At 71.2% G+C, this 26261-nt stretch carries 25 protein-coding genes; 16 read left to right on the top strand and 9 right to left on the bottom strand.

The annotated features are described in order from the left end of the window. Positions 1–20: 20 nt before the first annotated feature. Together ACK99Q_RS16810 and ACK99Q_RS16805 are read left to right on the top strand one after the other, a co-directional pair. Positions 21–1241, top strand: coding sequence for an MFS transporter (locus ACK99Q_RS16810; protein WP_410187246.1), 1221 nt, complete (start codon positions 21–23; stop codon positions 1239–1241). Next, positions 1234–2007, top strand: coding sequence for a MerR family transcriptional regulator (locus ACK99Q_RS16805; protein WP_410187245.1), 774 nt, complete (start codon positions 1234–1236; stop codon positions 2005–2007). Before ACK99Q_RS16810 ends, ACK99Q_RS16805 begins: the two co-directional genes overlap by 8 nt. Before the next feature lie 217 nt (positions 2008–2224). Here the strand turns inward: ACK99Q_RS16805 and ACK99Q_RS16800 are convergent, their stop codons facing one another. After that, positions 2225–2920 carry a hypothetical protein gene (locus ACK99Q_RS16800; RefSeq protein ID WP_410187244.1) on the bottom strand — a complete coding sequence of 232 codons (696 nt, stop codon included), beginning with the start codon at positions 2918–2920 and terminating at the stop codon, positions 2225–2227. Between the two features lie 71 nt (positions 2921–2991). Then, complete coding sequence (locus ACK99Q_RS16795; protein WP_410187243.1) at positions 2992–3504, bottom strand: hypothetical protein; 513 nt, start codon at positions 3502–3504, stop codon at positions 2992–2994. A 603-nt stretch (positions 3505–4107) separates the two neighbouring features. Here ACK99Q_RS16795 and ACK99Q_RS16790 point away from each other — a divergent pair. After that, entirely contained in the window at positions 4108–4518 is a 411-nt protein-coding gene (locus ACK99Q_RS16790; protein WP_410187242.1) for a VOC family protein, read from the top strand. Between the two features lie 6 nt (positions 4519–4524). On the opposite strand, the gene ACK99Q_RS16785 is transcribed toward ACK99Q_RS16790, so the two are convergent. Then, the gene (locus ACK99Q_RS16785) at positions 4525–5256 is read right to left on the bottom strand and encodes a hemerythrin domain-containing protein (RefSeq protein WP_410187241.1); all 732 of its coding nucleotides are present in this window, start codon (positions 5254–5256) and stop codon (positions 4525–4527) included. An 82-nt stretch (positions 5257–5338) separates the two neighbouring features. Between ACK99Q_RS16785 and ACK99Q_RS16780 the strand changes: the two genes are divergently transcribed. The 4 genes from ACK99Q_RS16780 (at position 5339) to ACK99Q_RS16765 (ending at position 8121) form a co-directional block, all read left to right on the top strand. Then, on the top strand, positions 5339–5785 hold the full coding sequence (locus ACK99Q_RS16780) for a DUF4383 domain-containing protein (RefSeq protein ID WP_410187240.1): 447 nt from the start codon (positions 5339–5341) through the stop codon (positions 5783–5785). Further along, positions 5782–6333, top strand: a complete 552-nt coding sequence (locus ACK99Q_RS16775) for a DUF2231 domain-containing protein (protein ID WP_410187239.1) — start codon at positions 5782–5784, stop codon at positions 6331–6333. Before ACK99Q_RS16780 ends, ACK99Q_RS16775 begins: the two co-directional genes overlap by 4 nt. Further along, positions 6330–6860 carry a DUF488 family protein gene (locus ACK99Q_RS16770; RefSeq protein ID WP_410187238.1) on the top strand — a complete coding sequence of 177 codons (531 nt, stop codon included), beginning with the start codon at positions 6330–6332 and terminating at the stop codon, positions 6858–6860. The genes ACK99Q_RS16775 and ACK99Q_RS16770 overlap by 4 nt, the downstream gene beginning before the upstream one ends. An 82-nt stretch (positions 6861–6942) precedes the next feature. Then, positions 6943–8121, top strand: a complete 1179-nt coding sequence (locus ACK99Q_RS16765) for an alcohol dehydrogenase catalytic domain-containing protein (protein WP_410187237.1) — start codon at positions 6943–6945, stop codon at positions 8119–8121. Positions 8122–8134: 13 nt separating this feature from the next. On the opposite strand, the gene ACK99Q_RS16760 is transcribed toward ACK99Q_RS16765, so the two are convergent. The 3 genes from ACK99Q_RS16760 to ACK99Q_RS16750 are packed head-to-tail and all read right to left on the bottom strand — an operon-like array spanning position 8135 to position 9584. Next, complete coding sequence (locus ACK99Q_RS16760; RefSeq protein WP_410187236.1) at positions 8135–8290, bottom strand: hypothetical protein; 156 nt, start codon at positions 8288–8290, stop codon at positions 8135–8137. Beyond that, positions 8287–9369, bottom strand: coding sequence for a glutamate--cysteine ligase (locus ACK99Q_RS16755; protein ID WP_410187235.1), 1083 nt, complete (start codon positions 9367–9369; stop codon positions 8287–8289). The genes ACK99Q_RS16760 and ACK99Q_RS16755 overlap by 4 nt, the downstream gene beginning before the upstream one ends. Positions 9370–9398: 29 nt before the next feature. Further along, positions 9399–9584, bottom strand: a complete 186-nt coding sequence (locus ACK99Q_RS16750) for a hypothetical protein (protein WP_410187234.1) — start codon at positions 9582–9584, stop codon at positions 9399–9401. A gap of 116 nt (positions 9585–9700) precedes the next feature. Between ACK99Q_RS16750 and ACK99Q_RS16745 the strand changes: the two genes are divergently transcribed. The 9 genes from ACK99Q_RS16745 to ACK99Q_RS16705 are packed head-to-tail and all read left to right on the top strand — an operon-like array spanning position 9701 to position 20496. After that, complete coding sequence (locus tag ACK99Q_RS16745; protein ID WP_410187233.1) at positions 9701–11977, top strand: catalase; 2277 nt, start codon at positions 9701–9703, stop codon at positions 11975–11977. 10 nt (positions 11978–11987) lie between these two features. After that, positions 11988–13133, top strand: a complete 1146-nt coding sequence (locus ACK99Q_RS16740) for a glycosyltransferase family 1 protein (protein ID WP_410187232.1) — start codon at positions 11988–11990, stop codon at positions 13131–13133. Further along, entirely contained in the window at positions 13130–14200 is a 1071-nt protein-coding gene (locus ACK99Q_RS16735; RefSeq protein WP_410187231.1) for a glycosyltransferase family 4 protein, read from the top strand. Before ACK99Q_RS16740 ends, ACK99Q_RS16735 begins: the two co-directional genes overlap by 4 nt. After that, the gene (locus tag ACK99Q_RS16730) at positions 14197–15189 is read left to right on the top strand and encodes a glycosyltransferase (protein WP_410187230.1); all 993 of its coding nucleotides are present in this window, start codon (positions 14197–14199) and stop codon (positions 15187–15189) included. Before ACK99Q_RS16735 ends, ACK99Q_RS16730 begins: the two co-directional genes overlap by 4 nt. Then, the gene (locus ACK99Q_RS16725) at positions 15186–16025 is read left to right on the top strand and encodes a glycosyltransferase family 2 protein (RefSeq protein WP_410187229.1); all 840 of its coding nucleotides are present in this window, start codon (positions 15186–15188) and stop codon (positions 16023–16025) included. The genes ACK99Q_RS16730 and ACK99Q_RS16725 overlap by 4 nt, the downstream gene beginning before the upstream one ends. Beyond that, positions 16022–17020 carry an NAD-dependent epimerase/dehydratase family protein gene (locus ACK99Q_RS16720; RefSeq protein WP_410187228.1) on the top strand — a complete coding sequence of 333 codons (999 nt, stop codon included), beginning with the start codon at positions 16022–16024 and terminating at the stop codon, positions 17018–17020. The genes ACK99Q_RS16725 and ACK99Q_RS16720 overlap by 4 nt, the downstream gene beginning before the upstream one ends. Positions 17021–17036: 16 nt before the next feature. Further along, positions 17037–17738, top strand: coding sequence for a hypothetical protein (locus tag ACK99Q_RS16715; protein WP_410187227.1), 702 nt, complete (start codon positions 17037–17039; stop codon positions 17736–17738). Between the two features lie 58 nt (positions 17739–17796). Next, complete coding sequence (locus ACK99Q_RS16710) at positions 17797–20274, top strand: DUF6351 family protein (RefSeq protein ID WP_410187226.1); 2478 nt, start codon at positions 17797–17799, stop codon at positions 20272–20274. A 57-nt stretch (positions 20275–20331) separates the two neighbouring features. Then, positions 20332–20496 (top strand): DUF5302 domain-containing protein, encoded by a 165-nt coding sequence (locus ACK99Q_RS16705; protein ID WP_410187225.1) that lies wholly within the window; start codon positions 20332–20334, stop codon positions 20494–20496. Between the two features lie 119 nt (positions 20497–20615). Here the strand turns inward: ACK99Q_RS16705 and gdhA are convergent, their stop codons facing one another. The 3 genes from gdhA to ACK99Q_RS16690 all read right to left on the bottom strand — a co-directional run bounded on the left by gdhA (position 20616) and on the right by ACK99Q_RS16690 (position 26183). Then, positions 20616–21953: an NADP-specific glutamate dehydrogenase gene (gene gdhA, locus ACK99Q_RS16700; RefSeq protein ID WP_410187331.1), complete on the bottom strand. Its 1338-nt coding sequence runs from the start codon at positions 21951–21953 to the stop codon at positions 20616–20618. Between the two features lie 120 nt (positions 21954–22073). Continuing rightward, positions 22074–23027 carry an NAD(P)H-dependent flavin oxidoreductase gene (locus tag ACK99Q_RS16695; protein ID WP_410187224.1) on the bottom strand — a complete coding sequence of 318 codons (954 nt, stop codon included), beginning with the start codon at positions 23025–23027 and terminating at the stop codon, positions 22074–22076. Between the two features lie 84 nt (positions 23028–23111). Next, the gene (locus tag ACK99Q_RS16690) at positions 23112–26183 is read right to left on the bottom strand and encodes an efflux RND transporter permease subunit (RefSeq protein WP_410187223.1); all 3072 of its coding nucleotides are present in this window, start codon (positions 26181–26183) and stop codon (positions 23112–23114) included. Positions 26184–26261: the final 78 nt, after the last annotated feature.

The raw sequence follows: 26261 nt of genomic DNA, 5'->3' as shown, positions 1-26261 counted from the left end.
TCAGGGTTTGGACTGGTCCCATGCGGACATCAGTGCTCTATCTCGGCTCCTACTTCGTCTCGGTCCTGGGCAACTCCATCGCGGCGATCGCCCTGCCGTTGATCGTCCTCCAGGCCACCGGCAGCGCCATGTCGGCGGGTTGGGTGGCGGCCGCGACCGCGGTGCCGGCGGTGCTCGCGGGCCTGTTCATGGGCGTGGTGATCGACCGGATCAACCGCGTGACGTCGTCGGTGGTCACCGACCTCGTCTCGGCGGCGTCGATCGCGGCGCTGCCGATCGTGGACGGGCTGGTGGGGCTCGAGGTCGGCTGGTTCGTCCTGTTCGGGGTGATCGGGTCGCTCGGCGACGTGCCCGGCATGACCGCGCGCGAGGCGCTGCTGCCGGGGATCGCGAGGAGCTCGAGCCTCTCGACCGAGCGGCTCATCGGGCTGCGGGAGTCGCTCGGCAGCATCTCGCTGCTGATCGGTCCGGCGGTCGCGGGCCTGTTGATGACGGTGTTCGAGGGCTCGACGGTCCTGTGGATCACGGCAGGCACGTCGTTCCTGGCGGCGCTGCTGACACTCGGGATCCCGCGGAGCGTCGGTCGGACCGACGACGTGCCGGCGACCGCGCCGCTCGGGGCGTGGCGGGAGTTCGTGGAGGGCTGGCAGCTCCTCACGCGGACCCGGCTCGTGGCGATGGTGACGGGGCTGTCGCTGCTGTCGGTGATGGTGCTGTCGGCGTTCCAGGCGCTGATCCTGCCCGTGCACTTCACGCTGATCGACCGGCCGGGCCTGCTGGGCTTCGTGCTGACGTCGATCGCGGCGGGGCTGCTGGTGGGGAGTGGGCTGTACGTCGCCTTCGCCGATCGTCTGGCCCGGCGGACGTGGCTCGTGATGGGGCTGCTGGTGTCGTCGGTCGGGTTCGTGGTGATCGGGCTGCTGCCGCCCACGTGGCTGCTGTTCGGCGCCGGCTTCGTGCTCGGGCTCGGCAGTGGGCTGTCCGGTGCGCTGCTGGGGCTGCTGACGATCAGCGCGGTGCCGGAGCGGGCGCTCGGCCGGGTGATGGGGACGCAGAACGCGCTCGTCACCGCGGCGGCGCCGGCCGCGATCCTGCTCGCCGCGGTCACGATCGAGCACGTGAGCCTGACGGCTGCGGCGGTCGGCTTCGTGGCACTGTGGGTCGTGACGTCGGTCGTCGCGGTCGCGGGTCCCGTGCTGCGCGACCTCGAGCCGAGCCAACCGGAGTCCATCGATGCGTAGTGGGGAGCTCGCCGAGCTGGCGGGCGTCACGGTGCGGACGCTGCGGCACTACCACCAGATCGGGATTCTCGAGGAGCCGTCGCGGTCGCTCAACGGGTACCGCGAGTACGACGTCGGCCACCTCGTGCGGGTGCTGCGGATCAAGCGGCTCGCAGACCTCGGGTTCGCGCTGCAGGACCTCCCGCTCGAGGACGACGCCGACCATGACGCGCGGCTTGAGTCCCTCGACGCCGAGCTCGCGGCGCAGATCGACCGCCTCACGCAGCAGCGCGCCGTGGTCGCGGCGCTGCGTGCGGGCGGGGCGGCGCCGGACCTGCCGCCCGAGCTGGCCGCCCACGCGGCCCTCGTCTCCGCGATCGGCCTGCCCCCGCGGCTCGCGAAGCTCGAGCGCGAGCAGCTGCTCCTCCTCGCGCACCTCGGGGGAGAGGAGGCGTCGCGGCTCATCCAGGAGATGTACGAGCGCTTCTCCGAGCCCTCGCTGATGGAGTCGTTCGGCGCGATCTACGAGCGGTTCGACGCCCTTTCCGAGTCGACGCCCGCGGCCGAGGTGGAGCGGCTGGTGGCCGAGTCCGTCGACGCCCTGGCCGGTGTCGTCGCCGGCCTCGATCTCGGCGCGCCCCTCGACCTCGGCACCGCCGAGACCCTCTTCGACGAGCACGGCGCCACTCACCTCAACCCGGTCCAAGTCCGGGTCCTCAAAGAGATCGGCGACCGCCTCGCGATGGGCGCGCCTCGGCCACACGAGCGGCGTGCCCCAGGCTCATGATGTGGAAGCCCAAGATTGGTACTCGACCCGATCGTCAGCCCATCTCGCTGGCCCAGCTCGACGGGGCTAATCCTGGAACGGCACCCAGGCAGAAGCCCGCTTCGCTTTCGCGCAACCCGGCGACCCTGCCAGCCATGCTCCGCGCAGCCGTAGCTCTTACACGGCGCCGCGCCGAATCTGCGTGAATCGCTTTCCACCGCGAAGCGAGCGTCGCTAGCTATCTGGGCTCAATAAGCCTGTTGCTCTCCACGTAACGCTCGCCGGGTCGCAAGATCAGATAGCAGTCCCCGTCCATGTGCACCATGTCGTCATCAACGAGCGCCTTCAGGGTCCTGCGCAGATGTCCTCGCATAGTCGGACGAACCCACTCCCGCAGTTGAGCGAAACTCACCCCGTGCGCGCCTGCGGCGTACAACAAGACGAGACAATGCTCGCCAGCGCGCAGGTCGCGCAGGACTCGCGGCACTCCACGGACAGTTTGGATCGCCGGCACCTCGCGCACGACGATTTCGCTGATCATCCTCTGCGCCTCGTCGGCTGAAACCGAGTGGTAGAGCCGCACGAACTCTGCCAAGACCCAATCCATGATGTGGACCACCAGGGAAGCGTCCTGCAAGTTCGGATCGATTCCGTCCCCGAGGTGCGCGGCGTCCCGTGTGTTGCGGATCGTGTAGATGACCTGCAGCGCGCGCGGGATGTGCTTGCGAACGCTCTCCGGACCTTGCGCGTTAATCAGGTCGTTCATCAGCACGTCGACGCTCGGCAACGTCTTGCCGAGGGCCGTGAATGCGCCGTTCCGCGTTGCCCACTGGAGTACTCGGAAAGCCGCCTCTGCGAAACGGCCGCCCTCTACAGCGTTTGGTCGGAGGTCCTCTAGGTAGAAGCGACGTTTCGCCTCGACGAAGGACTCCATCAACTCCTCAGCGAGGGTCCGGGGCACGCCGCTCTGGACCAAGCCGTCCACGACGGCCCCGGAATCAGTACTCACGCGACCGTCGCCCCAAGGGTGTTGAGGTAGTCGATGCCGGCCTTCGAGATCTTGAAGCGGCTACCGACCTTGAAAGCACGCTTCGCGGTCAGGTTGTTCTTCAACGATTGCGAAGCGTTGGAGAGTTTCACGCCCTGCTCGATCAGGAGCTTGTGAGCTTCGGTGGTCGAGAACGTCCCGTCTGCCGCGTTCTTGCCGACGTAGTACCCCGCCAAGAGGATTTGGTCGGTCCCCGACTTCGTGGTGAGCGAGTGAAGAACCTCTCCGAACGGCTCGTCTGCCACTGTCGCAGGGCCGGTGATCGCGTTCTCTCCCACGCCGTCGAACACGGTCGTGACGGGAGCGTGCTGGTGTTTAGTTACGACGACACCTTCCTCTCGCAGTTTCTCGAGCACTGCTGCAATAGACTCCTCGTACTGGGAGACGAAGGACTCTGGCCCTTCGATCTCCAGTTCGCCTGCGGTCAAGCTGATGCGGATGCGGGCAGTCTGCCCGGCGGACTCGGCCATTCGGTGCCTCCTGGGTTCAATCTAGTAGCGCGGACTATCGCGGCATAACAAGCATGCATACGTCACGTACTCCCGTCAAGCGATTCGGTAGAGCGCTCTTCGTTGAGAAGAAAGCCATAAATGCGCGGCGTATCCCATGCTGTAGGGATCCGGTACTGCATATAGCCAGCGTTGCTACTTCATCATCGCAGGCAATAGCGACACGAAACCGGCTCTGACCTGCAGTTTCAATAAGCCTCGTTAGCGAGAATGATCAGCCAATACTTCAGTCGTTGATACATCATCGCGAAGTACGGGCTCGCCATGATGGCAAGAGTCGTGCCTTCAACGGCGTAGGAGGCTCGGTTCAGGAGGGGTCGGCGTCGCGAGGATGCCAGTGGGCCGGTGATCGCGCGAAGGAGGGGACGTTCGTGACACCGCGCACCGTTAGTGGCCGGCTGCCCGGTAGTTAACGGGAGTCGACAACTTGAATCGATCACGACGGATAGACGCACTGCCGTAGCGCTCGAGCCCGCTCTTTGGGTCGTGCCCCATGCTGAGGCGCCCGACCGATGGCAACAGTGTTGGCTTGCCTGAACGCCCAGGCTGTGGCTACCTCGGAGCATGAGTGAGCATCCCCGGATCCTGCAGACGGTCATCGACGCGACGGACGTGCGGCGGACGGCCGAGTTCTATCGCGAGCTTTTCGGCTTGGAGTACCGCGCGGGCGACGAGCCGACGAAGGGCGAGGAGGACGTCGAGTGGCTGGTGCTGCGGGGGCGCGACGGCGGGCACGGGCTGGCGTTCCAGCATGCCGACGAGCTGAAGCGGACCACGTGGCCTGATCCCGAGGTGCCGATGCAGATCCACCTCGACACGAGCGTGCCCGACGCGGAGGCGCTCGGGCGCCAGAAGCAGCGCGCGGAGGCGCTCGGGGCGACGATCATCCTCGACCGCACCGACGACCCCGAGGAGCCGCTCTACGTCTTCGCGGACCCGGAAGGGCACCCGTTCTGCATCTTCGTCGGCGACTGACCGCCGTCAGGACGCCCAGGCGGCGGGACCCGGCTCGCCCGAGGTGACGCCGCGCTCGCCCGCGCGCAGCGGAGGAAGCTGCTCGATGCGACCAGCCAGCCGCCCGAGGGCCGAGCTGGCCCGGGTGGCAGGGTCGCGGAGCCGCTGGGAGTGGCGCGCAATCCGGTCGAGGTTGTCGCGGGTCCGGTCGGTCAGCGCGAGGGGGAGTGCCGCGAGGACGTTGCCCGAAGGACGCCGCGCGACCACCGGATGCGGGCGCGTCGGCGCGAGCCGGCGCACGATCTCCCACGCGATGCCGAGCAGCCGCAGCTGACCCACAGTGACGCGCTCCTGCAACCGCGGGAACAGCTCGTCCTCCTCGTCGCGGACGTCGTCCTGGAGCACCCGCGTCAGCCGGTCCAGCAGGGGCTCGCGCCGCGGGTCGTCCTGGGAGTGCACCTCCAGCGACGTCCAGATCTCGGTGACCTCCTGATGCTCCTGCTCGACCTGGAGCGTCAGCGCCTCGCCGTCGGGCAGCACGCGCCGCAGAACGGGCCACAGCACCGACTCCTCGGCGAACGCGTGCGGGAAGACGAGGCGCGCCAGGCGGCGTAGCACCCGCTCCTCCTCGTCACCCGGAGGCGCGACGGCGAGCTCGTTCAGCAGCCGATCGAGCCGGACGTGGTCCTGCTTCTGGCGCGTCAGCACGCTGAGCGGTCCGCCCAGCTGCGCGCGGGTCTGGTGGGCGAGTGACGTCATGACCGGGGTGTACCCGCGCACGCGTGGACTACGCCGCGAAACGGGTACTTCAGGGATGTCCCACCGAAGGAGGGAAGTCATCATGAGCGCACGAACGTCCATGACCGCGACGCCGGTGCAGACCGCTGCGGCGGTCGTCGGCGCGGTGTTCCTGCTCGTCGGCATCCTGGGATTCATCCCGGGGATCACCACCGACTACGACACGATGCAGTTCGCCGGCCACCACTCCGAGGCGATGCTGCTCGGGATCTTCCAGGTCTCGATCCTGCACAACATCGTGCACCTGCTCTTCGGCGTCGCCGGTCTCGCGCTGGCCCGCGCGTGGAGCACGGCCCGCCTCTACCTCATCGCCGGCGGCGCGATCTACGGCCTGCTGTGGATCTACGGCCTGCTGGTCGACAAGGAGCACCAGGCCAACTTCGTGCCGCTGAACTCGGCCGACGACTGGCTGCACTTCGTGCTCTCGGTCGGCATGATCGGCCTCGGCCTGCTGCTGGGCCGCAACCGCACGGATGGGGTCAGGGGATGAGCACCGACTCGGCACCGATCCTCGTCCGCATCACGGAGCGACTCGAGGGCGCCCGCGTGCTGGACCCCGCCGTCCGGGCGCTGAGCCCGGTGGCCGGGGCGCTGATCGGCTCGGAGGACCGCCGCCGGCTGCTGCAGGGCGACTGGCTGGGTCACGCGATCCACCCGCTGCTCACCGACCTGCCGCTGGGGCTCTGGACCTCGGCCAGCGTGCTCGACCTCGTCGGCGGCAAGGACTCGCGTCACGCCGCGCAACGTCTGGTCGGCCTCGGGGTCCTGTCGGCGGCGCCGACCGCGATCACCGGCTGGGCCGAGTGGGCGAGCATCCCGCGTCGGCCCGAGCGGCGCGTCGGCGTCGTGCACGCCGTCGGCAACGCGGCCGCCGTGGTCGGGTACGCCGCCTCGTGGCAGGCGCGTCGTCGAGGCGAGCACGGCCGCGGCCGCAACCTGGCCCTCGGTGCGGCCTTCGTCGCCGCCGCGGCCGGATACCTCGGCGCCCACCTCAACGAGGTGCGTGAGGTCGCCAGCCGCCACCCCGCGTTCGAGTGAGCGCGCGTCTGCTGACGATCGGGCACGGCACGTCCGACCGACCCGACCTGGCGCGACGCCTGCACGAGGCCGGGATCGAGGTGCTCGTCGACATCCGGCGGTTCCCCGGGAGCCGCCGGAACCCCGACGTGTCCCGTGACGCCCTCGAGGCGTGGCTGCCCGACGAGAAGGTCGAGTACGTCTGGGAGGAGCGCCTCGGCGGCCGCCGCCGCGTGCCCGAGGACGCCGGCGACACGGACGCCTGGTGGCGGGTCGAGGCGTTCCGGGCCTACGCCGCGTACACGCGCACACCGGAGTTCGCGGCCGCCCTCGGCGAGGTCGTCGAGCGCGCCCAGGACGCGACCGTCGCCGTGATGTGCTCGGAGTTCGTGTGGTGGCGCTGCCACCGCCGCCTCGTCGCGGACGCCGCCGTGCTGCTCCACGGGCTCCCCGTCGAACACGTCATGCCCGACGGCCACCTCACCGCGCACGAGCCGAGCGAGGGCGCTCGCGTCGTGAGCGGCCAGCTCACGTACCCCGTCACCTGAATGGTGCGGCCGCGTCCCGTGTAGCCCCGCCCCCGTCGGGTACTCCCCGAGGGACCGTGACTTCGACGACAGAGGTGGAGACATGAAGGCCGTGACCTGGCAGGGCAAGCGCGACGTGCGCGTCGAGACGATGCCCGACCCGACGATCCAGGACGACACCGACGCGATCATCGAGGTGACGACCACGGGACTGTGCGGCTCGGACCTGCACCTGTACGAGGTGCTCGGGCCGTTCATGACGCCCGGCGACATCCTCGGCCACGAGCCGATGGGCCGCGTCGTCGCCGTAGGCCAGGGCGTGACGAACCTCGACGTCGGCGACCGCGTCGTCGTGCCGTTCCAGATCGCCTGCGGCTCGTGCTGGATGTGCAGCCGCGACCTGCAGACCCAGTGCGAGGTCACCCAGAACCGCGACACCGGCATGGGCGCCTCGCTGTTCGGCTACTCGAGCCTCTACGGAGCCGTGCCCGGCGGCCAGGCCGAGCTGCTGCGCGTGCCGCACGCCGACTACGGGCCGATCAAGATCGAGTCCGACCTCGACGACGAGCACTTCGTGTACCTGTCCGACGTGCTGCCCACCGCCTTCCAGGCGCTCGAGTACTCGGCCGTCGGCGAGGGCGACACGCTGCTCGTCATCGGCCTCGGCCCGATCGGCGACATGGCCGCGCGACTGGCGCTGCACCGCGGTGCCCGCGTGATCGGTGCCGACCTCGTGCCTGAGCGGCTCGCCCGCACCGCCGCGCGCGGCGCCGAGACCTACGACGTCACGAAGGTCGACGTCGCCGAGGTCGTCCGCGAGGCCACCGGTGGCCGCGGTGCGGACGGCGTGATCGACGCCGTCGGCATGGAGGCGCACGGCTCGCCCGTGGCGCACGCCGGCCAGACCGCAGTCGGCTTCCTGCCGGACTTCCTCGCCCGGAAGGCGATGACCACGGTGGCCGTCGACCGACTCGGCGCCCTGCACCTCGCCATCGACGCGGTGCGTCGCGGCGGCATCATCTCGCTGAGCGGCGTGTACGCGGGCACGGTCGACCCGATCCCCATGCAGACCCTGTTCGACAAGCAGGTCCAGCTGCACATGGGCCAGGCGAACGTGCGCCGCTGGGTCAACCAGGTCAAGCCGCTCGCCGAGGACTCGTCCGACCCGCTCGGCCTGGCCGACTTCGCCACGCACCGGGTGCCGCTCGACGAGGCGCCCGCGGCCTACAAGAACTTCCAGGACAAGACCGACTCCACGATCAAGGTGCTGTTCAAGCCCTGATCGGTCACCGAGGTCAGCGAGGGTCGCGCAGGATGCAGAACTCGTTGCCCTCCGGGTCGCGCAGGACCACGAAGGGGTCGTCGGGGGACTGCAGCCGCCGGACCTCGGCGTCGACGTCCCGCTCGATGTCGTGCGCTTCGATCGTCCACTGGCGGAAGACGCTGGTCATGAGGTCCCCTTCGGGTCGGTGCGGGCGATGAGGTCGGCCATCACGGCCTCGAGGTCGAGCGGGTCGCCGGCGGCCTCGCGCTGGCGGGCGGCGCCGTTGCCGCGCGTGAGGACGCGGTGGATGCCGTCGGTGACGAGGTCGGTCGTGCCGGCCGCGTCGAGCGCCTCGCGGGTGGACTTCAGCAGCGACTCGAGCGCCTGCTCGGCCGGGACGAATCGGCGCGTGACGGGGTCGAGGAGCGTGCCGCCGAGCCCGTCGTGGCGGGCCCGCCACCGTGCCGCGCGCAGCGTCTCGAGCCGCCACTCGCCCGACTCCGGGCGCGCGACGAGCGTCGTCACGAGCGCGCGGGCGACCTCGGCCACGAGGAGGGCGTCGTCGACGTCGGTGCACACGTCGGCCACCCGCACCTCGACGGTCGGGTACTTCTCGGCGATGCGCGCGTCGAGGTAGAGCATGTGCTCGTCGAGCGCGGCCCCGGACTCGATCAGCCCACGGGCCGTCTCCCGGTAGGTCTCCAGGTCGCGGAACGGCTCGACCGGTCCGGCGGTGGGCCACATGTCCCACAGGTGCCCGCGCCAGCTGGCGTGGTGGGTGTCGCGGCCGTGGAAGAACGGCGCGTTCGCCGACAGCGCTGTCAGCATCGGCGTCCACGGGCGCAGCGCGTCGATGACGGCGATCGCCTGCTCGTCGGGGACCTCCACGTGCACGTGCATGCCGCACGTCATGCCGTTGCGGCCGATCTCGCCGTAGCGGGCGATCATGCGCTCGTAGCGCGAGTGGGGCGTCGGCTGCGGCTCGCTGCCGCCCAGCACGTCCACCGGCATCGCGACGGCATGCAGCCCCACCGCGCGAGCCGCGGCGACGGCCCCTGACCGCTGGGTCAGCAGGTCGTCGCGCAGGTCGGCATGGTCCGCGTGGGGCGCGGTCTGGAGCTCGATCTGCTGGAGGAAGAGCTCGTGGTCGAGCTCCTCGCCCGGGTCGAGCCGCCGGTGGGCCCTCAGCACGGCCTCGGACTCGGGGACCACGCGCCCCCGGTCGTCGACGACGAACAGCTCCTCCTCGATGCCCACGCGATGCACGGCGGACACGTACCCCGGAGGAGCGCCGCTCAATCGGGCCGGCGGTCGTCCTCGGCCACGTCGGGGCGGGTGGGGGTCTGCGGCATGTCGTGCACGTCCTCTGACGTGGTCACGTCGGTGTCGGGTGGCGGCGGGTTGGCCGCCGACTCGCTGACGGTGCCCTCCTGCTCGTCGTCGTCGGGGCGGTCCTGGGGGTCCTGCGGATCTGTGGTCATCGTGCCTCCTCTGGACATCAGTACCCGTTCGCGACCAGGTGACTCACCGGTGATTGACCACCCGGGGCCGGGGTACCCCTTCGAAGCACGACCGCCGATTCCCCGAGGAGACCACGATGGACCCGAGCAAGGCCGCGAAGAACATCAAGGACGCCGTCGAGAGCACGGCGGAGAAGGCGCTCGACAAGGCGGCGGAGCTCGCGAGCCCGGACATCCCGGGCCGACCCGCCCCCGAGCCGGCTCCGCTGGACGAGCCGACCACCCCGCGCGAGCCGCTGCCGCGCAAGAAGGACCAGAGCGCCCCCGACACCCGGTCCGCGACCGGAGCTCCGTCGGGCGCCCCCGACGACGTGCGCACCCAGCAGGGCGCGTACCTGACCACCTCGCAGGGCGCGCGCCTGCGCGACAGCGACCACTCGCTCAAGGCCGGACCGCGCGGGCCGATCCTCCTGCAGGACCACCACCTCCGCGAGAAGATCACGCACTTCGACCACGAGCGGATCCCGGAGCGTGTCGTCCACGCCCGCGGCGCCGGCGCCCACGGCATCTTCGAGGGCTACGGCACGGCGTCCGAGGTGACGCACGCGCAGTTCCTCCAGGAGGGCGTCACGACCCCGGTGTTCACGCGCTTCTCCACGGTGCTGGGCTCGCGCGGCTCGGCCGACACGGTGCGCGACACCCGCGGCTTCGCCACGAAGTTCTACACCGAGGAGGGCACGTTCGACCTCGTCGCGAACAACATCCCGGTGTTCTTCATCCAGGACGGCATCAAGTTCCCCGACGTCATCCACGCCGGCAAGCCGCACCCCGACCGCGAGATCCCGCAGGCGCAGAGCGCGCACGACACGTTCTGGGACTTCGTCTCGCTGCACACCGAGGCGCAGCACCACACGATCTGGAACATGTCCGACCGTGGCATCCCGCGCTCCTACCGGATGATGGAGGGCTTCGGCGTCCACACGTTCCGGATGGTCAACGCCGAGGGCGGCACGTCGCTCGTGAAGTTCCACTGGAAGCCCAAGCTGGGCGTCCACTCCCTGACGTGGGAGGAGGCGCAGCTCATCAACGGCATGGACCCGGACTTCCACCGCCGCGACCTCTACGACGCGATCGAGGCGGGTGCGTTCCCCGAGTGGGAGCTGGGCATCCAGGTCTTCGAGGACAACCCCGAGGAGGAGTTCGCCGGCATCGACCTGCTGGACCCGACGAAGATCGTCCCCGAGGAGCTCGCGCCGGTGCAGCCGATCGGCCGCCTGACGCTCAACGGCAACCCGACGAACTTCTTCGCCGAGACCGAGCAGGTGGCGTTCCACCCGGGCCACCTGCCGCCGGGCATCGACGTCACCAACGACCCGCTGCTGCAGGCGCGGCTGTTCTCCTACATCGACACGCAGATCACGCGTCTCGGCGGCCCGAACTTCTCGCAGATCCCGATCAACCGTCCGCACGCGCCCGTCAACGACATGCTCCGCGACGGCTTCCACCAGCACGCCGTGCACGCGGGCGTCGCGCCGTACAAGCCGAACTCGCTCGACGGCGGCTGCCCGTTCTTCGCCGGCGCCGACGACCGCGCCTTCGAGGACACGCCGGTGCGCGTCGCCGAGGCGACCAAGGTGCGCGCGAACCCGGCCTCGTTCGACGACCACTTCAGCCAGGTGCGGCTGTTCTGGGCGAGCATGAGCCCGGTCGAGAAGGAGCACATCATCCGGGCCTACTCGTTCGAGCTGGGCAAGTGCTACGAGAACGCGATCAAGGAGCGCCAGCTCCAGCACCTCGCGAACATCGATCCCGTGCTGTGCCAGGAGGTGGCGACGGCCCTCGGCCTGCCCGCGCCGGACCCCACGGTCGAGCTCACGCAGGAGACGCCGAGCCCCGCGCTGTCGCAGGTCGGCGGCACGTGGCCCGCGGACGGCCGCATGATCGGGATCGTCGTCGATCCGGACGGCGACCTGGCGGGCGTCGAGGCGCTGCGTGCGGCGATCTTCTCCGCCGGCGCGGTCCCGCTCGTGGTGGGTCCGCACGGCGGCACGGTCGGACCCCTCACGGTGCAGCGGACGTTCGCGACCGGTCGCTCGGTCGAGTTCGACGTGCTGCTCCTGGCCGGCCACCCGAAGCCCGCGCCCGACGCGCTGGCGTCGCGCGACGACAAGTCCGGCGCGCCCAGCGGCCCGGCGCTCGACCCGCGCGTGCAGCTGCTCATCGACGAGATGTGGCGCCACGCGAAGGTGATCGGTGCGTGGGGCGACGGCGTGACGGCGCTGGAGTCGGCGGGCTACTCGGGCCGACTGACGGGCGTCGTCACGGGGGAGGACGCCACCACCGTGTTCGGACAGGTCCAGGAGCTGATGGCCTCGCACCGCGTGTGGGACCGGTTCCCCGTGGCCGTGTCGTGACGAGGGCCTCTTGACCACCCACTCCCTCCCGCCGCTCCGGACCACGGACGCCCGTCCGTGGTCCGGGGCGGAGCGCGCCGCCACCGAGCCGCTGCGCATCGCCTCGGTCCCCTCGACGCACGTCTACGTGCGGCACCTGCGTCCGCCGGACGGGCCGAGCCCGTTCGTGCACCTGCCGGACCCCGACCCGAAGCACCCGTCGCGCTCGACCACGAGCACGTGGTGGCCCCCGGTGATGCTGCGCCCGGAGTGGGCCGCCACGGCCGACTTCGACGTGTTCCACGTGCAGTTCGGCTTCGACGCCTGCTCGGCGGAGGACCTCCAGCGGCTCGTCGACGTGCTGCGGGAGCGCGGCAAGCCGCTCGTGCTGACGGCGCACGACCTGCGCAACCCCCACCACCCGACCCCGCAGCTGCACGAGGAGCAGCTGGGCGTCCTCATCACCGCCGCCGACGCGGTGGTGACCCTCACCGAGGGCGCCGCGGCGCAGATCCGGCGCCGCTGGGACCGTGAGGCGCTCGTGCTGCCGCACCCGCACGTCGTCGAGCTCGACACGATGGCACGGCTGCGGCGCGAGCGGGCCGACCGTGACACGGACGAGTTCCGGGTGGGCGTGCACATCAAGAGCCTGCGCGAGTCGATGGACCCGTTCCCGGTGCTGGAGGTGCTCGACGAGACGCTCGCCGGTCTGCCGGACGCCGTCCTGCAGGTCAATGGTCACCACGACGTCCTGGACGCCGACGGCGCCCGCCGCGACGACGAGCTCGCGCGGTGGCTGGAGCAGAAGGCCGCCGCGGGCCGGATCGACCTGCGCGTCCACGACTTCCTGCCCGACGACCAGCTGTGGGAGTACCTCGCGAGCCTGGACGTGGCCGTCCTGCCCTACCGCTTCGGCACGCACTCGGGCTGGCTGGAGGCGTGCCGCGACCTCGGCACCACCGTGGTGGCGCCGACCTGCGGCTTCTACGCCGACCAGGGGCCGGTGCTGAGCTACGGCTTCGACGAGTCGCACTTCGACGCCGAGTCGCTGCGCGACGCGATCCGGTTCGCGCACGCCGCCCGACCCGACCACGGGGCCGACGTGGACGAGCGTCGAGCCCAGCGGATCGCCGTGGCCCGTGCCCACGAGGAGCTCTACCGGAGGCTGCTGTCGTGAGCGGCCTGCGGATCTGCCTCATCGCCTCGAGCCGGTTCCCGATCAGCGAGCCCTTCGCCGGCGGCCTCGAGGCGCACACGCACGCCCTCGCCCGCCAGCTCACCGAGCGCGGCCACGAGGTCTCGCTGTTCGCGGCGCCCGGATCGGACCCGGGCCTGCGCACGGCCGAGCTGCCGGTGGAGGCGCTGCGCCACGAGGACGTGAACCGGCCGGACGTCGACGTGACGCCCGGAGCCTGGATGGACGAACACCACGCCTACCTCGGGCTCATGCTCGACCTCGCGCGGAACGCCCGTCGGTTCGACGTCATCCACAACAACAGCCTCCACCACCTGCCGGTCGCGATGTCGGCGATGCTCGACGTGCCGATGGTGACGACGCTGCACACGCCGCCGGTGCCGTGGCTGGAGTCGGCCCTGAAGTACGCCTCGCCCGACAGCACGTTCGTGGCGGTCAGCCGCTTCACGGCGCAGGCGTGGGCGCACGTCACGCCGACGACGACCATCCCCAACGGGGTGGACGTCGAGTGGTGGCGTCCCGGGCCCGGCGGCCGCGCGGCGATCTGGTCGGGCCGGCTCGTGCCCGAGAAGGGTCCGCACCTGGCGATCGACGCGGCTCGGGCGGCGGGGATGCCGCTCGACCTCGCCGGGCCGTCGCTGGACGCGCACTACTTCCGGACACAGGTCGAGCCGCGGCTCGGCAGCGACGTGCGGTACCTCGGCCACCTCACGCACGACTCGCTGCGGGCGGCCGTGGGATCGGCGCGGGTGGCCGTGGTGACGCCGATGTGGGACGAGCCCTACGGACTTGTGGCCGCCGAGGCGATGGCCTGCGGCACGCCCGTCGCCGCGTTCGCGCGGGGAGCCCTGCCGGAGTTCGTCGACGACACCGTCGGCGCGCTCGCCGAAGCGGATGACGTCGAGGGTCTGGCCCGCGCGATGCATCATGCGGCCCGGCTCGACCGGTCGCGTGTCCGGCGGGCCGCGGTCGAGCGCTGCTCGATCGCGACGATGGTGGAGCGGTACGAGGTCCTGTACCGGGCGGTGTCGACGCCGCTCGCCGCATGATCGGCTACTACGTCCACCACCAGGGCAGCGGTCACCTGCACCGGGCCACCGTCCTCGCGCAGGCGCTCGACGAGCCCGTGACCGGCCTGTCGTCCCTGCCGAGACCGGACGGCTGGACGGGGGAGTGGGTCCGGCTCGAGCGCGACGACACGTGGGCCGAGGAGGCCGGCGACACCGCGGACGGCTTCCTGCACTGGGCGCCGTTCGGCGAGCCGGGACTGCGCTCGCGGATGGCCGCGATCTCCGCCTGGATCGCGGAGGCGGTGCCGTCCCTGCTCGTCAGCGACGTCTCGGTCGAGGTCGCGCTGCTGGCGCGTCTGCACGGCATCCCGGTGGTCTCGGTCGTCCTGCCCGGCGACCGTGGCGACCGCGCCCACCGGCTCGGCCGCGCTGCCTCCAGCGCGCTCGTCGCGTTCTGGCCCGAGGAGGCCGAGGGCATGGTGCGTGGCGTGGACGAGCCGCTCCACCGCGTCGGGGCCGTCTCGCGGTTCCCGGTGTGCGACGAGCCCGCCGTGCGAACCTCGGCGGCGCGATGCGTCGTCGTGCTCGGCGGCCGGGGCGGCGGCGGCCTCACCGACGCGGAGCTCGAGGTCGCCCGGGCCCAGACGCCCGGCTGGCAGTGGGAGGTGCTGGGCGGTGCCTACGGACCGTGGCTCACCGATCCGTTCCCCTCGATCTGCGAGGCCGACGTCGTGGTGACGCACGCCGGCCAGAACGCGATCGCCGAGGTCGCCGCGGCCCGTCGACCGGCGATCGTCGTCCCCGCCGACCGGCCGCACGACGAGCAGCACTCCACCGCGCGCGTGCTGGCGGGGGAGACCTGGCCGGCGGTCGTCGAGTTCGCGTTCCCCGCCACCGGCTGGGCGGAGCTGCTGGAGCGCGCCGCGCGCCTCGACGGATCACGCTGGGAGCGCTGGTGCGACGGCCGGGCGCCCGAGCGGTTCGCGGGCCTCGTCGCGCGGCTCGTCGGGGAGTCGGTCGCGCGATGACCTCCGTCGCGGTGATCACGGTCGCCCACGGGCGCCACGACCACCTGCGGGCGCAGCACGCGAGCCTCGCCCGCAGCACCCGCCTGCCCGACCAGCGCGTGCTCGTGGCGATGGACGACCCCGAGCTGCTGGAGTGGACCCCGGAGGCGCCCGCCGTGGAGGTCGTCGCGATCGACCGCGACCCGCGCGGCCTGCCGCTGGCCGCCGCGCGCAACGCGGGTGCCGACGCCGCGATCCGCGCCGGCGCCGAGGTGCTGGTGCTCCTCGACGTCGACTGCCTGGTCGCGCCGGGACTCGTGCAGGACTACGTCGATGCCGTCACGGCCGATCCGGGCCTGCTGTGGTGCGGGCCGGTCACGTATCTCCCGCCTCCGCCGCCTGAGGGCTACCCGGAGGACCTCGCGCGGTGGGACGCGCCCCATCGCGCGCGTCCCGCCCCGGCCCCGGGGGAGCGGATCCGCGGCGGCGATCCCGACCTCTTCTGGTCGCTCTCGTTCGCCGTGCACCGTGACACGTGGGCGCGGATCGGCGGCTTCCACGAGGAGTACGTCGGCTACGGCGGCGAGGACACCGACTTCGCGCAGTGCGCCGCGCGGGCGGGCGTCGACCTCGGCTGGACGGGCGGCGCGCGGGCGTTCCACCAGCACCACCCCGTGCAGCGGCCCCCGGTGGACCACCTCGACGACATCCTGCGCAACGGCGCGCTGTTCCACCGTCGCTGGGGTCGCTGGCCCATGACGGGCTGGCTCGAGGCATTCGAGGAGCAAGGCCTCGTCGAGCGGCGCGGGGACGGCTGGGGTGTGAGCGCCCGCGCCACGGGTACGTGTCCTGCATGAGGATCGTCATCACCGGTGCCAGTGGGAACCTGGGCTCCGCCGCCCTGCGAGAGCTGTCCACCGGAGGGGAGCACGAGCTCACCGCCGTCGCGCGGCGCCTGCCGGAGATCTCGAACGCGGGGGCCTCGTCGGTGCGCTGGCACGCCGCCGACGTCTCGCACGACGACCTCACCACCGTCCTCACCGGCGCCGACGCGGTGGTGCACCTGGCCTGGAAGTTCCAGCCCACCCACCGCCAGGACGTCACCTGGGCCACGAACGCCGTGGGCACCCGACGTGTGCTCGACGCGGTCCAGGCCGTCGGCGTGCCGAAGGTCGTCGTCGCGTCCTCCGTGGCGGCGTACTCGCCCGTGGAGCACGACACGCCCGTCGACGAGACCTGGCTGACGGACGGCGCGTCCGAGGCGACCTACTGCCGCGAGAAGGCCTACGTCGAGCGCACGCTCGACGGGTTCGAGGCGTCGCACCCGGACGTGCGGGTGGTGCGTCTGCGTCCGGCGTTCGTCTTCCAGCGCTCCGCCGCGAGCGAGCAGCGGCGCATCTTCGGCGGCGCGCTCGCCCGGCCGGCCCTGCTGGACCGGCGCCGCATCCCGATCCTGCCCGTCCCTGCCGGACTGCGGTTCCAGGCGATCCACGCCGGCGACGTCGGCCGCGCCATCCGGGCCGCGGTCGAGCGTCCCGTCAGCGGCCCGTTCAACCTCGCCGGTGAGGGGGTGCTCCGGCGCCCCGAGCTGGGCGAGCTGATGGGCGCGCGGACCGTCGAGGTCCCGGCCCGCGCCGTGCAGGCCGTGCTCGGCGCCGCGTGGCGTGTGCACGCCGCGCCCGTGCCCGGCAGCCTGCTGGGCGCGCTCATGAGCGTGCCCCTCCTGTCCACCGAGCGCGCCCGGGTGGAGCTGGACTGGACCCCGGAGCACTCGGGACGCGACGCCGTCGACGCGCTGCTGTCGGGCATCCCCGAGCGCGCCGGCAGCACGATGCCCCCGTTGCACCCGTGAGCCGACAGGAGCCCGCATGACCTCATTGCCCCGCGCCGCGGAGCGCCTCGCCGCCGGAGCCGGTCGCGTGGCCGCGCGGGCCGGTGGCCTGGTGCTCGAGGGTGCCACGCACGCCGTCGCCGCGGCCCGCCGCGCCCGCAAGCCGCTGCACCCGCGCGGCACGGTGTGGGAGGCCGAGCTCACCCGCACCGGCACGCTGCTGCCGACCGGCGTGCCGTGGCTGGACGAGCCGGGCACCGAACGCGCGATCGTCCGCGTCTCGGCCGCTTTCGGGTTCCCGCACGGCTGGCCCGACATCCAGGGCATCGCCCTGCGGCTGCCCGAGCAGGGCGATGCCGACGTGCTGCTGGCCAGCACGGGCTCGGGGCGGTTCAGCCGCTTCCTGCTGCGCCCGGTGAAGTCCTCGGGCTGGCACCTGTCGACGACGCTGCTGCCGTACCGCGGGCCGGAGGGTCCGCTGCTGCTGGCCGCCGCGCCGACCGAGCCGCACCAGTACGTGCTGCTGCGCGCCGAGGGACAGGGCGCCTGGGTCGCGTTCGCGGTGCTGCGGCTGCTGCACGAGTCCACCGAGCAGCCCTCGTTCGACCCCGTCCGGCGGCCGGTGCCGGGGCTGGAGAACTACGACTGGGTCGTGCGCCTGCGCGAGCCCGCCTACGAGACGGCACGGGAGGACCGCGGCGAGCCGCCTTCGTCCGCAGGGCGTGACAATGTGACTTAGGTCACAGTAGGGTGCTCGAACATCGAGTCTCTCGGGCTGTCCTGTGGGGAGTCAGGCCATGCGTGCACACCACCGTCCTCTTCGTCTCGTCCTCGTCGGCGCCGCCGGGCTGGCGCTCGTCGCCGGCGCCACCGTCGCCGCCGAGGCCGGCAGCCCGCGGCACGGCAACGCCCTGCGCCTCGAGGTGCTGTCGAGCGCACCCGACCAGGTCTCCGCGGGCGACGCGCTCGTCGAGGTGAGCATCCCGAAGCAGGTGCGACCCTCCGACGTGGTGATCCGCGCCGGCGCGGCCGACGTCACCGACGCCTTCGCCCTGACCCCCGACCGCACGCTCGTCGGCCTCGTCGACGACCTGCGGGTCGGGCGGACGACGCTGCGGGCCGAGGTCCGCCGCGGCGCCCGGCACGGCGCCCGTTCGGCCTCGCTGCGCGTCACCAACTTCCCGGAGTCCGGCCCGATCTTCTCCGGACCCCAGCAGCAGCCCTTCGTCTGCACCACGGCGCGGGGGCGCTTCGACGGCCGCAAGATCCTCGGCCAGCCGATCGTGGACAACCAGGACCGGCAGGGCATCGCGGTGGCGCGCGAGGACGCGAACGGCGACTACCCGCAGGACGGACGCGGCTACCCGACCGCCGACGCCGAGACCGTCGGGTGGAGCGCGAACTGCGCCGCCGAGCGCCGCATCGGCTACGTCTACCGCTCCACCACGGACAACCGGTTCCACTGGCTCGACGACCCGGCGAACGCGCCGGCCGACACCGCGACCACGACCACGAAGGACGGGAGGCAGGTGCCGTTCGTGGTGCGCTGGGAGCGCGGCACGGTCAACCGCTTCGTCTACAGCATCGCGGCGCTCGCGCCCGTGGGCGAGGCCGATCCCGAGCGTCCCGACACCGCGCTGTGGAACCGCCGCCTCGTGTTCAGCTTCCAGGGCGGCGTGGCCATCGGGCACGCGCAGGGCACGACGAGCGACAGCGCGATGCTGCCGGCCGACCTGCTCGGCCAGGGCTACGGCGTCATGTGGTCGAGCGGCACCCGCACCAGCACGCACTACAACCTCCAGCTCGGCGGCGAGACCGCGCTGATGCTCAAGGAGCGCGCGATCGAGACCTACGGCGTGCCGGACTACACGGTGGCCGTGGGCGGCTCGGGCGGTGCGATCCAGCAGTACGTCTACGCGCAGAACCACCCGGGGATCATCGACGCGGCGATCCCGCAGTACTCGTACCCCGACATGGTCACGCAGATCATCCACGTGGGCGACTGCGAGCTGCTGGAGCACTACTTCGACGCCACCGATCGGACCAACCCGAAGTGGAAGGACCCCGAGGTCCGGCAGGCGATCATCGGCCTCAACGGCACGAAGGAGCCGAAGAACCTGTCGGCCGGCGAGATCGCGCAGTGGAACCAGCTGTACGGCGCGATGCAGGCGCTGGGCTACCAGGTGATGGACCGGGCGCCCGGCTCCGCGGCGCCGCCACTGATGGAGTGCAAGCCCGGCTGGTTCGGGCTCACGCCGCTGGCGCTCAACCCGACGTTCACCGACGTGCAGGACCTCGACAAGCTCGCGCAGGGCACCGAGGGCGTCCAGTGGACCCACTTCGCCGACCTCGTGAACATCTACGGCACCGGCCCAGACGGGTACGCGCGGGTGCCGTGGGACAACGTCGGTGTCCAGTACGGCCTGCAGGCGCTGAAGGACGGCGTCATCACGCCGGCGGAGTTCGTCGACCTCAACGCCAAAGTGGGCAGCTGGAAGGAGGCCCGCGACATGGTGCCCGAGGGCGCTCCGTTCGCGGGGGCCACGACGCCGCAGAACTTCGACCCGTGGAGCTCGCGCAACATGAACCTGAGCCCCGGCGGCGACGCACCCGCGCCGCGACGGTCGGGCGACCTGAAGGCCATCCGCGCGGCGTACACCTCGGGCATGCAGTTCCAGGGCGACATCGACATCCCGATCATCGACCTGCGGCCGTACCTCGAGGACGAGCTGGACATGCACAACACCCAGCAGTCGTTCGCGGCGCGTCAGCGGATGCTCAACGTGGATGGCAACGCCTCGAACCAGGTGATCTGGTTCGCCGACGCCCGGCCGCAGCAGGACTACGACCCGACACTGCGGGCGTTCGAGGTCGTCGACGAGTGGATGGCGAACATCGCGCGGAACCCGAAGCGGGGCGTCTCGGGCAACAAGCCGGCGCGCGCCGTGGACACGTGCTTCACGACGAGCGGCGAGGTCATCGCCGCCGGGTCGAAGGTCTGGAACGGCGTCCTCGACACGAAGGCGGCGGGGGAGTGCACGCAGCGATTCCCGATCTACTCCAGCTCGCGTCGCGTGGCCGGCGGCCCGTACGAGGGCGGCATCTGGAAGTGCGCGCTCCAGCCGGTCTCGAAGGCCGTGAAGTCGGGCCTCTACGGCTCGTGGCGGCCCAGTCGCGCGGAGATCGCCCGCCTCGAGCAGGTGTTCCCCGAGGGCGTCTGCGACTACCGCAAGGGCGACGTCGGCAAGCCGAAGGGACACGGGCACTGGTGGTGACGCCCTCGCGCCCACCCGTGTGCCGGGCTACGTTGGACACGACCTGAGGAGGCCGCAGTGACCGATTCCGAAGAGATGAAGGCCAAGTTCCGCGAGGCTCTCGACAAGAAGAAGCACCGTCACCACGCCACGGCCGAGGGCGCCGAGCACGACGGCAGCGAGAAGTCCCACGGCTCCAGCAAGCCGATCGAGCAGCCGGAGTTCCGCCGCAAGGCGACCTGACCCACGGCTCCGCCGCGCGAGATGTGTAGCGGCATCCACCGTTTTCCGGCGGATCCACCCGAGAAAGGGTGGACAGCGCTACACATCTCGCGTCCGGGACGGACGGCTCTCGCTGGGTCTCAGATGACGCCGAGGGCCAGCATCGCGTCGGCGACCTGGGTGAAGCCGGCGATGTTGGCGCCGGCGACGTAGTTGCCGGGGGTGCCGTACTCGTCGGCGGTCTCGAGGCAGCGGTCGTGGATGCCGCGCATCGTCTCGGCGAGGCGCTCCTCGGTGTACTCGAACGACCAGCGGTCGCGCGAGGCGTTCTGCTGCATCTCGAGCGCGCTGGTGGCGACGCCGCCGGCGTTCGCGGCCTTGCCGGGCGCGAAGGTGATGCCCGACTCGCCGAAGACCTTGATCGCCTCGGGCGTGCAGGGCATGTTCGCGCCCTCGGCCACGATCGTGCAGCCGTTCTGTGCGAGCGTCTTCGCGTCGGTCTCGTCGAGCTCGTTCTGCGTGGCACACGGCAGCGCGATGTCGCACGGCACGTGCCAGATCGAGGAGTCGCTCACGAAGTGCGCGCCGTCGCGGCCCTCGGCGTACTCGCTGATGCGGGCGCGGCGCACCTCCTTGACGTCCTTGAGCAGCTCGAGGTCGATGCCGTTCTCGTCGACGACGTAGCCGCTGGAGTCCGAGCAGGCCACGACGGTGGCGCCGAGCTGCTGGAGCTTCTCGATCGCGTAGGTGGCCACGTTGCCCGAGCCCGACACGACGACGCGCTTGCCGTCGAACGACTCGCCACGGGTGCGCAGGATCTCGCCGGCGAAGAACACCGTGCCGTAGCCGGTGGCCTCGGTGCGCACGAGCGAGCCGCCCCACGTGATGCCCTTGCCCGTGAGGACGCCGGACTCGTAGCGGTTGGTGATGCGCTTGTACTGGCCGAAGAGGAAGCCGATCTCGCGGCCGCCCACGCCGATGTCGCCCGCGGGCACGTCGGTGTACTCGCCGATGTGGCGGTAGAGCTCGGTCATGAAGGCCTGGCAGAAGCGCATGATCTCGGCCTCGGAGCGACCCTTCGGGTCGAAGTCCGAGCCGCCCTTGCCGCCGCCGATCGGCATGCCGGTGAGGGAGTTCTTGAAGATCTGCTCGAAGCCGAGGAACTTGACGATGCCCAGGTAGACGCTGGGGTGGAACCGCAGGCCGCCCTTGTACGGGCCGAGCGCGGAGTTGAACTCGACGCGGAAGCCGCGGTTGATCTGCACGTTGTTCTGGTCGTCGACCCACGGGACGCGGAAGATGATCTGGCGCTCGGGCTCGCAGACGCGGCGGATGACGGCGGCGTCGGTGTACTGCGGGTGCTTGCTGACCACGGGGTTGAGGCTGTCCAGCACCTCGCGCACGGCTTGGTGGAACTCGGTCTCACCGGGGTTGCGGTGCAGGACTTCGTCGTAGATCGTCCCGAGGCTCTCGTGCAAGGTCACCAGGCTTCATTCCCGTCTGCTTTGTTACGTTCAGATTTCGTGGCGTGCGGGACCAAGCCTGCCTTACGGTTCGGAGCCGTCGGACCGCACCCCGGTCCGACGGCTCCGCCTCGTTCAGACCGGGACGGCGGCGAGCAGGTCGCGGCGGGCCTCGTCGTACTCGCGGGCGAGGCGGGCGACGAGGTCGGCCGTCGGCACGGTCGCGTCGACGACGCCGAGGCCCTGACCGGCGCCCCAGATGTCCTTCCATGCCTTCGCGTCGGTGGTGCCACCCGAGCCGAAGTCCATCGTCGACGGGTCGCCCGCCGGGAGGTTCAGCGGGTCGAGGCCGGCCGCCTCGATGCTGCCGCGCAGGTAGTTGCCGTGCACACCCGTGAAGAGGTCGGAGTAGACGATGTCGTCGGCGGAGCTCTCGACGATCATCTGCTTGTAGCCGTCGACCACGTTGGCCTCCTCGGTGGCCAGGAAGGCCGAGCCGACGTAGGCCAGGTCGGCGCCGGCGGCCTGCGCGGCGAGCACCGAGCGGCCGTGCGCGATGGAGCCCGACAGCGCGAGCGGTCCGTCGAACCACTGACGGATCTCCTGCACGAGGGCGAAGGGGGAGAGGGTGCCGGCGTGGCCGCCCGCGCCCGCGGCCACGGCGATGAGGCCGTCCGCGCCCTTCTCGATCGCCTTGTGCGCGAAGCGGTTGTTGATGATGTCGTGCAGCACGATGCCGCCGTAGGAGTGGACGGCGTCGTTGATCTCGGGGCGGGCGCCCAGCGAGGTGATGACGATCGGCACCTGGTGGTCGACGATCGTGGCCATGTCCTCCTCGAGGCGATTGTTCGAGCGGTGCACGATCTGGTTCACCGCGAACGGGGCCGCGTCGGTGCCGGAGAGCTCGGACTCGATGCGGTCGAGCCAGTCGTTGAGCAGCGAGGCCGGGCGCGCGTTGAGGGCGGGGAACGAGCCGACCACGCCGGCCTTGCACTGCTCGATGACCAGCTCGGGGCCCGAGGCGATGAACATCGGCGACGCCATCACCGGGATGGACAGGCGGTTCTCGAGGACGGTGGGCAGGGACATGGGGTGACCTCCGGGCCGGGACTCATGCAACTCGTTGCATACAACAAGTTGCATACTAGCCGTGGCCCGGAGGCACCACAACCGTCAGGCCGCGGCCGCGCGCGCGGCGCGACGCGCGCGGCGACGCTCCTTGCGCGTGCGCCAGCGCTCGACCACGAGGTAGAGCACCGGGACCAGGATGAGCGTCAGCAGCGTGGAGCTGGCCAGGCCGCCGATCACCACGATCGCCAGCGGCTGGCTGATGAACGCGCTGCCGCCCGTGACGCCGAGCGCCATCGGGGTCAGGGCGCAGATCGTGGCCAGGGCCGTCATGACGATGGGACGGACACGGTGGCGCGAGCCCTCGCGGACCGCCTCCTCGGCCGAGGCCCCCTGGCGCCGGTACTGGTTCACCAGGTCGATCAGGACGATCGCGTTGGTGACCACGATGCCGATCAGCATGAGCATGCCGATGAGCGACGGGACGCCGAGCGGCACGCCGGTGATCACCAGCAGCAGCACCGCGCCCGTGGCGGCGAACGGGATCGACACCAGCAGCAGGAACGGCTGGATCAGGCTCTTGAACGTCGCCACCATGACGATGTAGACGATCGCGATCGCCAGCAGCAGCGCGATGCCGAGCTGGGCGAAGGCCTCGGCCTGGTCGGCGGACACGCCGCCGACGGTGGCCTCGGCGCCCTCGGGCAGGTCGAGCCCGTCGATCGCCTTCGCGATGGAGGAGTTCACGGTGCCGAGGTCGTCGCCCTCGGGCGTGACCGAGACCGTGATCGAGCGGTCGCCGTCCTGACGCGTGACCGACACCGGCAGCTCGACCTGCTCGACCTCGGCGACGTCGCCGAGGGTGGCGTCGCCGAACGGCAGCCGTCGCAGCTCCTCGACCGAGGTGGGCACCTCGCCACCCGGCAGCACGACCACGTCGGTCTGCGCGCCGGTGAGCACGACGCTGCCCAGCGGCGTGGGACCGGTGAGCGACGACACGGCCTGGCTGATCTGCTGCTCGCTCACGCCGAGCGTGCGGCCGACCTGGTTGAGCGTGACGGTGATCGTCGGCTGGGCGGACTGCGCATTGGAGGACACGTCGGACGAGCCGTCGACGTCGGTGAGCGCCTCGAGCACCTGCGCGGCGGCGTCGTCGAGCGACGTCGGATCGTCGGAGGTGACGACGACGTCGATCGTGGACGAGCCGCCCATCGCGGCCGCGGCGCTGATCTGCACCGTGCCGACGTCCTGCAGGTCGTCGAGCTTCGCCGAGACGTCGTCCTGGAGTGCCTCCTGGTCGGCGTCCTCGTCGGTGGTGACCGCGAAGTTGGCGTCGCCGCCCCCGCCGAAGAGCGCGGCGAGGCCGTCGCCCGAGCCGATCGTGGCCTGGACCGTGTCGACGCCGTCGACCGAGGTGAGCGCGTCCTCGACCTTCTTCGCGGCGGTGTCGATCGCGGCGAGCGAGGCGCCGGGCTCGAGCGACTGCACGACCGTGAACGTGTTCTGGCCGGAGTTGCCCAGGAAGTTCGTCTTCATGAACGGCGTGAGCGCCATCGACCCGACGAACAGGACCGCGGCCAGGACCAGCGTGATGACGCGGTGGCGCAGGGCCCAGTCGATGACCGGGACGTAGCCGCGCTGGAGCAGCGTGCGACGCTCCTTCTCCTGGGCGGCGGCCTCGACTGCGACGGGGTCGACCTCGCCCTGGCGCTCGCGCAGGAACCAGTAGGCCAGCACCGGCACGATCGTGAGCGCCACGAGCAGCGAGGACAGCATCGCCAGCGCGACGGTGAACGCGAACGGACGGAAGAGCTCGCCGACCTGCCCGCCGACCAGCCCGATGGGCAGGAAGACCGCCACGGTGGCCAGGGTCGAGGCCGTGATCGCCGAGGCGACCTCGCGGGTGCCGGTGAGCACCGCCTCGGACTTCCTCGTGCCGTAGGAGAGGTGTCGCTTGATGTTCTCGATCACCACGATCGAGTCGTCGACGACGCGGCCGATCGCGACGGTGATGGCGCCGAGGGTCAGGATGTTGAGCGAGTAGCCGAACACCAGCAGGCCCACGAAGGTGACCAGCAGGCTGAGCGGGATCGAGATCGCCGTGACGATCGTGGAGCGCAGCGAGGCCAGGAACACCAGGATCACGATGACCGCGAACACCAGGCCGAGCAGGCCCTCGGTGGTGAGGTCCTCGATCGACTTCTCGATGAACGGCGCCTGGTCGAACACGACGTCGACCGACGTGCCCTCGCCAAGCGCGGTGCCGGCCTCGTCGACGGCCTCGGCCACGGCGTGCGAGATGTCGACGGTGTTGCCGTCGGGCGTCTTGGTGATCGCGAGGCCGATGCTGGGGTTGCCGTCGGTTCGCGAGATCGAGGTGGCGGCCTTTTCGGCCAGGCGGACCCGGGCGACGTCGCCCAGCGTGGTGCCCGGGCTGCCCGCGAGGGGGAGCGCGGCGATGTCCTTCACGTCCTGGAGCTCGCTGCCGACCTGGACGCTGAGGGTGGTGGTGTCGTCGGTGACGGCGCCGGCGGGCAGCAGCGAGCCGTTCTGCTGGAGCGTGGTGGCGATGTCGCCGACGTTCGCCTTCGCGGCGGCCAGCGCCGCGGGCTGGACCGTGAGCTGGACCTGGTCGACCGGACCGCCCGAGACGGTGACGTCGCGGACGCCGGAGATGTCGTCGAGCAGCGGCACGAGCTCCTCGTCGACCTTCGAGGTGAGGTCGGCCAGGTCGGCGCCCTCACCCGAGACCGAGAGCTGCACGATCGGGATGTCGGCGATGCTGCCGGCGATCACGAGAGGCTCGACGTCGTCGGGCAGGCCGGCCAGCGCGGAGCCCAGGCTGCTCTCGAGGCGCTGGCGCGCGTAGGCGGTGTCGGTGCCGTAGTCGAGCGTGACCATGACGATCGAGCTGCCGGGGGTGGAGGTCGACTGGATCGACTCCACGCCCTCGAGCGACTTCGCGGCCGAGTCGACCTTCGTGGTGACCTGGGCGTCCACCACGTCGGCGGAGGCGCCGGGGTACTGCGAGACCACGATGACGGCGGGGAACTCCAGGGCCGGGATCAGCTCCTGCTTCAGCTGGGTCACGGAGTAGACGCCGGCGATGGAGGCGACCACGGTGACCAGCGCGATGAGGGCGCGGTTGGCCATGCTGAAGCGAGCGAACAGATTCACGGAACTCCTCGAGAAGACGCGTTCGCCCGGGCGCGAACACTGAAGTGTTGCACCCCACTACGACAACCGGACCAAGCC

Origin of the sequence: Aeromicrobium sp. MLTX1, from assembly GCF_046452335.1 — a bacterium.
GTDB lineage: Bacteria > Actinomycetota > Actinomycetes > Propionibacteriales > Nocardioidaceae > Aeromicrobium.
Note: the sequence above shows the minus strand (reverse complement) of the source record. Positions and strands in the feature narration are given on the sequence as shown.